At 63.2% G+C, this 11,969-nt stretch carries 10 protein-coding genes; 8 read left to right on the top strand and 2 right to left on the bottom strand.

Features of this window, described 5'->3' with window-relative positions; genetic code table 11:
• Window positions 1-5: 5 nt before the first annotated feature.
• Window positions 6-1,658 carry an RHS repeat-associated core domain-containing protein gene (locus tag EPN80_RS09430; protein WP_293026110.1) on the bottom strand — a complete coding sequence of 551 codons (1,653 nt, stop codon included), beginning with the start codon at window positions 1,656-1,658 and terminating at the stop codon, window positions 6-8.
• 337 nt (window positions 1,659-1,995) lie between these two features.
• Between EPN80_RS09430 and bktB the strand changes: the two genes are divergently transcribed.
• From bktB to EPN80_RS09390, 8 genes are all read left to right on the top strand, one after another.
• Window positions 1,996-3,177, top strand: a complete 1,182-nt coding sequence (bktB, locus tag EPN80_RS09425; protein WP_293026108.1) for a beta-ketothiolase BktB — start codon at window positions 1,996-1,998, stop codon at window positions 3,175-3,177.
• Between the two features lie 749 nt (window positions 3,178-3,926).
• A complete protein-coding gene (locus EPN80_RS09420) occupies window positions 3,927-5,060 on the top strand; it encodes a branched-chain amino acid ABC transporter substrate-binding protein (protein ID WP_293026106.1) in 1,134 nt (377 codons plus the stop codon).
• Between the two features lie 92 nt (window positions 5,061-5,152).
• Window positions 5,153-6,055 carry a branched-chain amino acid ABC transporter permease gene (locus EPN80_RS09415; RefSeq protein ID WP_293026104.1) on the top strand — a complete coding sequence of 301 codons (903 nt, stop codon included), beginning with the start codon at window positions 5,153-5,155 and terminating at the stop codon, window positions 6,053-6,055.
• 57 nt (window positions 6,056-6,112) lie between these two features.
• Window positions 6,113-7,066, top strand: a complete 954-nt coding sequence (locus EPN80_RS09410) for a branched-chain amino acid ABC transporter permease (RefSeq protein WP_293026102.1) — start codon at window positions 6,113-6,115, stop codon at window positions 7,064-7,066.
• Window positions 7,063-7,917 carry an ABC transporter ATP-binding protein gene (locus tag EPN80_RS09405; RefSeq protein WP_293026100.1) on the top strand — a complete coding sequence of 285 codons (855 nt, stop codon included), beginning with the start codon at window positions 7,063-7,065 and terminating at the stop codon, window positions 7,915-7,917. Before EPN80_RS09410 ends, EPN80_RS09405 begins: the two co-directional genes overlap by 4 nt.
• Window positions 7,914-8,624 carry an ABC transporter ATP-binding protein gene (locus EPN80_RS09400; RefSeq protein WP_293026098.1) on the top strand — a complete coding sequence of 237 codons (711 nt, stop codon included), beginning with the start codon at window positions 7,914-7,916 and terminating at the stop codon, window positions 8,622-8,624. The genes EPN80_RS09405 and EPN80_RS09400 overlap by 4 nt, the downstream gene beginning before the upstream one ends.
• 349 nt (window positions 8,625-8,973) lie before the next feature.
• On the top strand, window positions 8,974-9,717 hold the full coding sequence (locus EPN80_RS09395; protein WP_293026096.1) for a carbonic anhydrase: 744 nt from the start codon (window positions 8,974-8,976) through the stop codon (window positions 9,715-9,717).
• A 91-nt stretch (window positions 9,718-9,808) separates the two neighbouring features.
• Window positions 9,809-11,020 (top strand): cystathionine beta-lyase, encoded by a 1,212-nt coding sequence (locus tag EPN80_RS09390; protein ID WP_293026094.1) that lies wholly within the window; start codon window positions 9,809-9,811, stop codon window positions 11,018-11,020.
• Window positions 11,021-11,056: 36 nt separating this feature from the next.
• On the opposite strand, the gene serB is transcribed toward EPN80_RS09390, so the two are convergent.
• On the bottom strand, window positions 11,057-11,920 hold the full coding sequence (serB, locus tag EPN80_RS09385; protein ID WP_293026092.1) for a phosphoserine phosphatase SerB: 864 nt from the start codon (window positions 11,918-11,920) through the stop codon (window positions 11,057-11,059).
• Between the last annotated feature and the right edge of the window lie 49 nt (window positions 11,921-11,969).

The raw sequence follows: 11,969 nt of genomic DNA, 5'->3' as shown, positions 1-11,969 counted from the left end.
GCTGCTTACACCCGACGGAGCCCGACTGGCCGCAACCCGTCTTCGCCGAGATTCCACACCTCGCGTAAGTCTACCGCGGGGTCGAGCGTCGAAGCGGGAGGATCCCAGTCGTCCGGGGCGCTCAGCGTGGCGGCATCACCGCTGAAGCCGCTCCAGCGTTGCGTGTGGAAAGCCTCCGCGATGCCTTGCTGGACCTGTGTACCCACATAAGTGCGCCACTCGGTCGGCAACGTCGTCATACGACCCACCACCCCCGCGGCATTCGCATTGGCCGGCGTGCCGCCATGCGCGAGCGCGCCATCCAGGCCTTGAATCAGGGTCGAGCCGTTCATGCGCATGAGCGCGGCATGCACTGTGCCTCGCGGATCCGGCACCGATAAACGATTACTTCCGTCGACATAGCGCGTGTCGCTGCGCAGGCCGCGCACCAGGGTTCCGCCAGCCCCGTCCAGTCCCTCGATCAAGGCCGTCGCGAAAGTCCCGTCGGCCCACTGCGGCAGGTGCGGGCGCAGCGCGCCGACGCCGGCCAGCGCGACGCTATAGGGGCCCATCGACGCGGCCACGCCAACCGCGCTGGGCGACCCGCTCCAGGCCACGCGCGGGCCCAGTTCAGCGACTGTCTGCTGGCCGGTGTCGCGCACGCCTGCATAGACCAGGCTACCGATTTGCCGGATCGCTTCCGGATTGAGCCCGCCCGGGTTGGTGAAATAGCCCAGCAACGATGGCATGGCGCCGGTTACCGCACCGCCCAGCGCCCCGCCGCCGCTCAGAATGAAGCGCACGCCACGGTTATTCGCATAGGTCTCGGGCAGTGCGTCCGCCGCGCGCGAGCCCAGTCCGGCGCCGGCATAGCCGCCGGCCGCCGCGCCGGCCGTCGCGCCGACCGCGGTCAGGACCGCATTGGCCGGGCCGCTCCCCGCTACCGCCCCCAGCCCGAACGAAACCCCATATCTGGCGACCGCGCCGGCCAGCGTACTCACGCCATCGCGCAGGAAAGCCGCGCCAGCGGCCCGCCAGCGTTCAGACCAGGTGATCAGGCCGAGCATATCCGTGCGGCTGGCCGGATTGTTGCCGGTCATCGCAAACAGATTCGGGCCGTCCACCGGGCCGGCCGGGTCGGTGTTGAGCCATCTGCCGAGCCAGGGCGAGTAATAGCGGAAGCCGTAGTAGCTCAAGCCCGACGCATCGCGCTCCTTGCCGGCATGGTGCGCGGTTTTATAGCGTACCTCGCATTGATGCCGCACCATCCAGCAAGCCGTACCGCCGAATGGATAGTAGCTCTCCCAGGTCAATTGCGCGGCGTCCGCGCCAAGCTCCTGAGTGGTTGAACCTAGTGCATCGGACAAGGCAAAACGCATCTGGGTGCGCGGCAACGATGGAGGCCTGCCGGTGCGCCAGCGCAAGGCGCGCGCCACTTGGGGGCCCGCATGAGCAACGACGGTCAAGCAGTGTTCTTCAGGGATTGCTGAGCTGCCGCGGTAACGGATTTCCAGGCCGGGCAAATAATGGGTGGCTTCGTGCCCCGGCAGCGATTGGCCGTTGCCACGGGGGCTGCCGGCGAAATTGGATTTTCCGGAGCGCATGCCGGTGCCGCTGTAGCAGTAGCGTTCGGCGACGCGCCGTGAGTGATGAGGAGCTGTGCGGACGTTGTGATTCATGGTGTCTGTTCGTTAAATCGGGGGTAAGCGGGCTACGCGTGGAGCAAATGCCATGCGTGGGTGGCGCGATGCGGAACAGCGTCGGCTGGACCGCGCAATGCGCGTTTGCACCGTAGGCCATCCGGTACCCCTGGGCAACTCACGCCAGGCCGCGGCGCGTGCAAACACTTGGTTTATCGGTACAAATGCCAGATCATCGGCTGCGCGCCAAATGTCACCGGGGTATCGGTCATGGCTTCAGGCGGAGTGCGGCGCTTGGCGGCGCGCGCCGCTATACTGGCCGTCATGGGAAAAGTTTCCTGCCCGATGGCGGGCAATCATTGAAAGGGGTGAGCTAATGCAACGCGAAGTCGTGATCGTCAGCGGGGTACGTACCGCTATTGGAGATTTTGGCGGCAGTCTGAAAGACGTTGCGCCAACCGAACTGGGAGCGCTGGTCGTACGAGAGTCTCTCGCTCGCGCCGGCGTGTCGGGCGAGGAAGTCGGGCACGTTGTTTTCGGTCACGTGATCAATACCGAGCCCAAGGATATGTACCTGGCGCGCGTGGCCGCGATCGGCGGCGGCGTGACCCAGGATGCGCCGGCTTTGACGCTCAACCGGTTGTGCGGCTCGGGCTTGCAGGCCATTGTTTCGGCCGCGCAGAACATCCTGCTGGGCGACGCCGACATTGCCATCGGTGCGGGGGCGGAGAGCATGAGCCGCGCCCCGTACCTGATGCCCGGTGCGCGCTGGGGTACCCGCATGGGCGAGTCGCGTCTGGTCGACATGATGCTTGGCGCGCTGCATGATCCGTTCGAGACGATCCATATGGGCGTGACGGCCGAGAACATTGCCGCCAAATGGCAGATCACCCGCGCCGATCAGGACGCGCTGGCGGTGCAGTCCCATCAACGGGCCGCGCACGCGATCGCCAATGGATACTTCAAGGATCAGATCGTGCCGGTGATGCTCAAGACCAGGAAGGGGGAGGTCGCTTTCGTCACCGACGAGCATGTGCGCGCCGAGGCCACGCTCGACGACATGGCGAAACTGCGCCCGGTGTTCCAGAAAGATGGTACGGTCACGGCCGGTAACGCATCGGGTCTGAACGACGCAGCGGCCGCGGTGGTGCTGATGGAGCGTCGCACCGCCGAGCAACGGGGCGTCAAGCCGCTGGCGCGTCTGGTGAGTTACGCCCATGCCGGCGTTGATCCGCGCTATATGGGCATCGGCCCGGTACCGGCCACGCGCCGCGCACTCGAGCGCGCCGGGCTCACCGTGCAGGACCTCGATGTCATTGAGGCGAACGAGGCATTCGCCGCACAGGCCTGTGCCGTCACGCGTGATCTCGGGCTCGATCCCGCCAAGGTGAACCCCAATGGCTCGGGTATTTCGCTGGGGCATCCGATCGGCGCGACCGGCGCGCTGATCACTGTCAAGGCACTGCACGAGTTGCAGCGCGTGGGCGGGCGCTATGCGCTGGTGACCATGTGCATCGGCGGCGGGCAGGGTATTGCCGCGATCTTCGAGCGAATCTAGAGAGATCGATCACGGGCCGCGCCACCGGACGGGGCGACCGCTTTGGTCGCGCGGCCCGACTAGGGGTTTGCCCCAATGCGCCGGGCACCCTCGGAAGATTCAGACTATGCTGTAATCATCTTTCGAATTGCGTTTGTCAAGAATTCCGCAGGACTGGCGGCAAGACCGTTGTGTTGACTCGTCTATCCGATGAAAATCACGCTCCAGCTTTACTCTCTGGCGAGATCCACGACTCCCCCGGTACACCGGCCGATCATCCTAGGGTTTGTACTACTCTTGTATTGATTGTGCGGAAATTCTCATCGCGCGCGGGGCAAAAACGCAAGACATGACACAGCCATATTCGTATACTTTCATGAGTAATACGGGTTGTACTCACTTAAATTGACAAGTTATACTCCGCCCACTCGTTGGGTTGCGCTTTTTTTTTGTTGGGTTGTACTCTGCCGGGCAGTGAATCACTTCAGAGACGGTCCGGTTTGACGAAAAAGCTTGCGACGAAGGCGCGCGCGGCGCTTTGCCCGCATCATGCTGCAGCGCTTGCGGATTCGATTTAGTGGCAAAAGAAGGATTGCTTAGAGTTGAGTTCGGATTAAGATGGGGCACCTCATCTTGTCGAGGCAGGTAACTGAATGAGTTTGAGGTAAATGTCGCGTCTTCGTGCGGGGGCGAGCGCGTGCAATGCGTACGAACCCGACATAAAGATAGCTGCTGCACAAATGCACGTCGTTAGATCAGGAGAATAGAGAATGAAAAGGTTTGCGAGAATCTCTGCAGTTTCCGTTTTTTCGCTGACGGTGGGGGTGGGCGCCGCGCTGGCCGCGAGCGGTCCGATCAAGATCGGGGTCCAGGCACCTATCACGGGCGATTATGCCGGCGAGGGTCAGGGCATCGAGAACGGTGTGAAGTTGCTGGCCAACGAGCAAAACGCCGCCGGCGGGCTGCTGGGTCGCAAAATCGACGTGGTGGTTTGCGACGACGAAGGCAAGCCGGCCCAGGCCGCGATCTGCGCCCGCAAGCTGGTCAACGACGGCGTGATTGCCGTAATCGGCACCTATACCAGTGGCGCCGCGCTGGCCGCTGCGCCGATCTACTCGGCCGCCAACGTGATTCAGACCTCCGACGGCACGAGCGACGAGCTCACCGCCAAGGGCTGGAAGACCTTCTTCCGCAATGCGCCGCCTAACAGCGCCGAAGCCGTGTTCACTGCGCAATACCTGGTCAAGGCCAAGCATTACAAACGTATCGTTGTGCTGAGCGACCATTCGAGCTACGCCACCGGGCTGGCTGACAGCGTCGACAAGGCCGTCAAGGCCGATGGCGGCAACGTCGTGGCGAAGGACTACATCACCGCCGGCACGCAGGATTACAGCGCCGTGCTGACCAAACTCAAGTCCGCCAATCCCGATGTCGTGTACTTCTCCGGCTATTACACCGATGGCGGCCTGATTCGCGCGCAAATGGAGCAACTGGGCATGAAGGCTGCGTTCGTCGGCGGCGATGCCAACCAGAATGCCGCGTTCGCCAAAATCGCTGGCCCGGCGGCCAAGGGTGCGATCATCATCAACATTCCCTCGCCGGAAAACCTGCCGTACAAGGAAGCCAAGAAATTCCTGGCGGACTACGTGAAGGCCTACGGTTCGGCACCGCCGAGCATCTACACCTTCACCAATGCCGACGGCTTCCGTGCCGTGATCGCCGCGATCCAGGCGACCAAGAGCACCGATACCGCCAAGCTGATTCCCTGGCTGCACAACATGAAGGGCTTCCAGGGCGTGACCGGGCCTTTCTCGTGGGATGCCAAGGGCGAGCGTATCGGCAGCCCAATGGCAGCTTTCGAAGTGCAGGCTGACGGCAGCTACAAGACGGTCTATCCGATGTAATGCCTGACGCGCGGGCGCCGCATCGCCAGATGCCGGTGCCCGCGTCGAGATTTCCCGCTCGCCGCCAGGCGGCCATCCACGGAAATGGATCGATGGACTTTATCCTGCAGCAATTCATCAACGGGCTGACGGTCGGCGGCATTTACGCCTTGATCGCGCTCGGTTATACGATGGTCTACGGGGTGCTCAAGCTGATCAACTTCGCGCACGGGGACCTTTGCATCCTCGGCGCCTTCATCGGCCTGACGACCCTGACCACCGGTGTGTTCGGCGGCCTGTCGACACCCGTCCTGCTAGCTTTGGCATTCATCATCGCGGTGATCGTGGTGGGAGTGGCCGGTACCGTGCTCGAGCGCCTTGCCTATAAACCGCTGCGCCGCGCGCACCGGCTCTCGCCGATGGTCTCCGCGCTCGGCGCATCGATGCTGATCGAAAACGGCATCATGCTGATCTGGGGCCCGAACGTACGGGTGTTCCCCAGCAATCTGCTGCCCACCTCGACCTGGCACATTGCCGGCGCGTATCTGAGTTTCGTGCAATTGATGATTATCATCGGCGCTTTCATCCTGATGATCGCGCTGTATCTGTTCGTTCACCATACCCGGCTGGGCACGGCGATTCGCGCTGCCGCGATCGACCAGGACGCCGCGCGCCTGATGGGGATCAACGTCAATCGCGTGATCGCCAGCGTGTTCGTCATCGGCCCGGTGCTGGGTGCCGTGGGCGGCTTGTTCATTGGCCTTTACTATCGCCAGACTTACTTTACGATGGGTTGGTCATACGGCCTGAATGCTTTCATTGCGGCCATCATCGGTGGGATTGGCAACATTCCGGGCGCCATGCTTGGCGGCTTGCTGCTTGGCCTGTTCAACGCGTTTGCCGCGGGCTACGTGTCGAGTTCCTGGCAGGACGCGATCACCTTCGCGCTGCTGATCGCGATTCTTCTGGTGCGTCCGTCCGGCATTCTGGGCGAACGTGTCGCGGAAAAGGTGTAAGCCATGACCAATCGCGCTACTGAAACCACCTCCGCAACGTCGACGGCATCGCAATCCATGTCAAACACCGCGTCACAACCGCCCGGCCCGAACAAACTGCGCCGCGCCATCGGGCCGCTGCTCTGGGTGCTCGGCCTGGCGCTGCCGATGGTCTCGTCGCCGGCCTGGATTACCGTTGGCGGCATCTTTGCGATTTACGCGATCGTCGCACTGTCGCAGGACATCGTGCTTGGCCGTGCCGGTATGTACGATATGGGCCACGCCGTCTACTTCGGTGTCGGCGCCTATATCACCGCGATCCTGGCTCCGACTTTCAACTGGCCGATTCTGGCGACGATTCCCGTGGCGATCCTCGTCGCGGCATTGCTCGGCGCCGTGCTCTCGGCCCCGATCGTCAAGCTGCGCGGCGATTATCTGCTGGTGGTGACGATCGGCTTCAACGCTATCTTCGTGCTCGCCATGAAGAACAACCTGTTCGGCTTGACCGGCGGGCCCGACGGCATCTTCGGCATCGGCGGGCCATCGATATTCGGGCATGCGTTCGACTCGCAAAGCGATCTGTTCTACCTGAACTGGGTGGCGCTGGCGCTGGTGCTCTGGATGATGCGCAACCTCGATCGCTCGGCGCTCGGGCGCACTTTCCGGTACCTGAAATACGACGAACTCGCGGCCACCACGCTGGGCGTCAATGCGCACCGCTATAAAGTGGCGGCGTTCGCCCTGGCCGCCGGCGTGGCGGGTCTGGCCGGCTCCCTGTTCGCCATGCAACTGTCGGCCGTCAGCCCCGGCTCGTTCCAGTTCGCTGATTCGGTGACGCTGTTCGCCATTGTGCTGGTCGGCGGTCAGGCGTCGGTGCCCGGCGTGTTGCTGGGTACCGCAATGATGTTCGTGGTGCCGCAGATCTTTACCGACCTGGCGCAGTACCGTTACCTGGCCTTTGGCTTCGCGATGATCGTCATCATGGTGCTCAGGCCCCAGGGCATTTGGCCGGCAAGGAGGGGCGGGCAATGACTCAAACGACCATGATCCCGGCCGTGGCCGGCGAGACCCTGCTCGAACTGGAAGGCGTGGGCATCAGCTTTGGCGGCCTGCGCGCGGTGGACGACCTGAGCTTTCGCGTCCAGCGCGGCCAGATCGTCGGCCTGATCGGCCCCAACGGCGCCGGCAAGACGACCGTGTTCAATCTGATCACCGGTGTCTACAAGCCGACCAACGGCCACATTCGCTGGCGCGGCCAGGAGGTCACCGGCCTGCAGCCCGACAAGATCGCCGCCCAGGGCATCCGCCGCACGTTTCAGACGATCCGCCTGTTTGCCGACATGACCGTGCTGGAGAACGTCATCGCCGGCGAACATCTGCAGATCAAACAGCGCTGGTGGCAGGGGCTGCTGAACACGCCCGCGCAACGGCGTGAAGAGCAAGCGCTGGTCGACCGTGCCATGGAGGTGTTGCAACAGCTCAATCTCGTCGACGTGGCGCACGAAAATGCCACCTCGCTGCCTTACGGCGTGCAGCGGCGGGTCGAGTTGGCGCGCACGCTGGTCGCGCGCCCGGAGTTGATCATTCTCGACGAGCCCGCGGCCGGCTTGAACGAGTTCGAATCGGCGGGTCTGAACGACACCATTCGTGCCATCCGGGACGCCGGCATCACAGTGATTCTGGTGGAACACGATATGAGCGTGGTCATGAATGTGACCGACAACATCGTCGTGATCAATTTCGGCAAGAAGATCGCGGAAGGCAAACCCGCGGAAATCCGCAACAATCCCCTGGTGATCGAGGCTTATCTCGGCCAGGAGGATGACGATGAAGAGGAAGACCCGCTGATGCATGCGGTACATACCGGACAGGTGAGCTCATGAGCCTGCTCGAAGTCGAAGACCTGCGCGTCAACTACGGCCACATCCATGCGCTCAAGGGGATTTCCCTGCGAGTGGCCGAACGCGAGGTGGTCGCCATCCTCGGCGCCAATGGCGCCGGCAAGACCACCCTGATGCGTACGCTCAGCGGTCTGATCACGCCGCAGTCCGGGAAGATCACCTTCGCCGGCACTGAGACGACCCGACTGGGCGCCGACAAAATCGTGCGACTCGGCATCGGGCAGTCGCCCGAGGGCCGGCGTGTGTTCGGCACGCTGTCGGTCGCTGAAAACCTGCGTCTGGGCGGTTTCACCCGCCCGCCGGCGGAGATCGGCCAGAGCTGCGAATACGTCTACAAGATTTTTCCGCGCCTGTACGAGCGGCGCACGCAGCTGGCCGGCACGCTCTCCGGCGGCGAACAGCAAATGCTGGCGATCGGCCGCGCGCTGGTCACCAAGCCCAAACTGTTGCTGCTCGACGAGCCGAGTCTCGGTCTCGCGCCGATCATCGTGCGCAACATCTTCCAGGTGCTGCGCGAGGTGCGCGATACCGGCGTGACGATCCTGATCGTCGAGCAGAACGCGCGCATGGCGCTCAAGCTCGCGGATCGCGGCTACGTGCTGGAAGTCGGGCGCCTTCAGCATGAGGGTTCGTCCAAGGAATTGCTGGCGTCGCCGGAAATTCAAGCGGCTTACCTCGGTCACGGTTGAAGTTCACATCGCAGGGTCGAACGGGATTCGCCGTGGCATTGCAGCGCTGCCAAGGCCATGGCGGAACCATCCGTATTACATCGGGTAACGAAATAACCGGCTGGCCTTAACTCCCTGCCAGGGCGTACAATGCGCGCAACGCAGGCACTTCGCCACTCGATCCGTCCGATTTCTCGTAGTTGACGGGCCATTGCTCACGGTTCTTCGTGCAGCAGAACCGGTTCCTGGGGTGCTTGCGTTCGCGCCCTCTCTCATAACCCTTCCGCTGCACTGGGCGCGGGTCTCTTTGCTTCAGTTTGTCTTTTGTATCCCGAACGATGCAAGTCAATCACTGACGAGGAAAAGATCTATGTGCGACCAACACGATACCGGCCGGTCTGAATCTCCCGCTTCACCATTACGGCGCCAGGTGCTGCTGGGCGGCGCCGCTACCGCCACCCTGATGAGTTTGTCGGCGCCGGACGCGCTGGCCAAGGGCGAGGCGGCAATCGACACACCGCCCAACGCCATGTCGCCCGATCAAGCGCTCAAGCGCCTGCTCGCGGGCAATGCGAGGTACGTTGCCAACACACCGTCGCAGAAGGATTTTTCCGCCGGGCGTGCGGCGCGCACCCGGGCCCAATACCCGTTTGCATCGATCGTGAGCTGCGCGGACTCCCGCGTGGCGCCCGAGCTTGCTTTCGACCAGGGACCAGGCGACCTTTTCGTCGTGCGTGTGGCTGGCAACTTTGTGAACAATGATGGACTGGCCAGCCTCGAATATGGCGCGAAATTTCTCGGCATCCCATTTATCATGGTGCTGGGGCACACCAACTGCGGCGCTGTCAGTGCGGCAGTCAAGGTGGTCAAGGAGAACGCCCGGCTGCCCGGGCATCTGCCGGAACTGGTGGATGCGATCAAGCCCGCCGTCAGAATCGCACAGGGCAAGAAAGGCGGCAATCTGGTGGCCGACGCGACGATCGAGAACGTACGTCTGAACGTGCACCGGTTGATGGTTTCGCGGCCGATCATCGGCGAGCTGGTCAAGGCCGGCAAGGTTGGCGTGACTGGTGGCGTCTACGATCTGGCGACGGGCAAGATCAATCTGGTGTGATGCCTGCTACCCGGCGCCGTCGCGCGCCGGGTAGCGTATTTGGGCGGCATCGGCGACACTATCGACATTGCCGCACACTTCAGAATTCATCATGACGCACAAATCTCCCGATACCACTGATGTCGCACCGGCACGCGATCGGCAAACGCGCGTGGTTCACCCGCGCAACGACATACCTGATGGCTTTGCCTCCTTCTCGACACCCATCGCGCGCGCTTCGACCGTGGTGTTCCCGAATCTGGCGGCGCTGCGCGACTATGATCCGCACAGCGACACGCAATGGCGCTACGGTCTGCATCACACGCCCACGTCGATGACCCTGGCGCAACAAATCGCGGCGCTCGAAGGCGGCACCCACACGCTGCTGCAACCATCGGGCCTGGCGGCCATCTCCAACGTTTACTTTGGCATCGTCAAACAGGGCGATGATGTTTTGATTCCGGACAACGTCTATGACCCCAATCGTTCGCATGGCCAATGGCTGGCGCGCGACTTCGGCATCTCGGTACGCTACTACGACCCAATGATCGGCGCGGGGATTGACGGACTGATTCAACCCAACACACGCCTGCTGTGGCTCGAGGCGCCCGGCTCGGTGACCATGGAGGTGCCGGACGTGCCGGCCATGACGCAGGTCGCGCGTGCGCGCGGAGTGGTCAGCGCGATCGACAACACCTGGTCGGCCGGCCTGGCGTTCGATGCCTTCAAGCACGGATGCGATATCTCGGTGCAGGCGCTGACGAAGTATCAATCGGGCGGCAGTGATGTGCTGATGGGATCGGTTACCACGCGCGACGACAATTTGCACTACCGCCTCAAGCAGGCTCGCATGCATCTGGGACTGGGCGTCGCTGCCGACGAATGCGCGCTGGTGCTGCGCAGCCTGGCCAGTCTCAAACTACGTTTCGAGGCACACGATCGCAGTGCCATGGCGGTGGCGCAGTGGCTCAAGACGCGCCCCGAAGTCGCCGCCGTGTTGCATCCCGCCTTTGCCGATTGCCCGGGGCACGATGTCTGGCGGCGCGATTTCACCGGGGCCGGCGGCCTGTTCTCCGTCGTGTTCCACGAACGCTACACGCCGGCCCAGATCGATGCTTTCGTCGAAGGGCTTCGCTTGTACGCGATCGGTTTCAGTTGGGGCGGCGCGCACAGCCTGGCCGTGCCGTATCGTGTCTCCACCATGCGCACGGTGACCCGTTGGCCGCATCGTGGCGGGCTGGTACGCCTCTATATCGGATTGGAAGATAGCGGGGACCTGATCGCCGACCTCGCGCAGAGCATGGATGCTCATCTGGCTGGCTGACGGCGGGATGCGCCGGGGTGGCCGGCGCAACGGGTCTCACGCGTCGAACAGGCGCAGCAGCGCGTCGAGCCCGACATGGTTGAACGCCACGCTGGCGCGCGCGCGCACCACCGGCTTGGCCCGGAAGGCAATCGACAGGCCGGCGGCCGCCATCATCTGCAAGTCGTTCGAGCCATCGCCGATGACGATCGCCTGATCTGTAGCCGCGCCGATCTGCTCGCACATCTCGCGCACCGCCCGGGCCTTGACCTCCGCATTGACGATCTCGCCCAGCACGCGGCCAGTAAGCTTGCCGTCAACGATCTCCAGCGTATTGGCGCGCGTGGCATCCAGTTTCAGACGCGGTTTGAGCCGCTCGGTGAAGTAGGTGAAGCCGCCCGACACCAGCAGGGTTTTCAGTCCTTGCGCCTGCACCCCCAGCAGCATCGATTCCGCGCCCGGCGAGAATCGCAGGCGGTCCTGGTAGACCCGCTCCAGCGCGCCGGCGTCGAGCCCCTTGAGCAGCGCCACGCGGCGCGTCAGGCTTTCGTTGAAATCCTTGATCTCGCCGCGCATGGCGGCTTCGGTGATCGCCGAGACTTCCGCCTTCAAACCGCAATAGTCGGCAATCTCGTCGACGCATTCGATCGTGATGAGCGTCGAGTCCATGTCCATCGCCACCAACCGGAAATCGGTCAGCCGGCGACCTTCCTGCACCAGCGCGTAGTCCCAGCGATGCTGGGCGCCAAGGGTTTCGAGTTGCGCTTGCAGTGCCGCAGTAGGAGTGACGTCGGCGATGCGCACCGAACCGATATGAGGCAAGGCATCGTCGACCGAGATGTCATGGTCAGGCAGCAATGAGCGTAGCGCGGCCAGTTGCGGGGGAGTAAATGGCGCGGTGCCGAGAATAACGAGATTCATGAAAACAGCGCCGGCGGCATGGCCGGCGTCGGTAGAAGATGGCAAGGGC

The organism is Pandoraea sp., assembly GCF_004297875.1.
In the GTDB taxonomy this organism is placed as follows: Bacteria; Pseudomonadota; Gammaproteobacteria; order Burkholderiales; family Burkholderiaceae; genus Pandoraea.
Note: the sequence above shows the minus strand (reverse complement) of the source record. Positions and strands in the feature narration are given on the sequence as shown.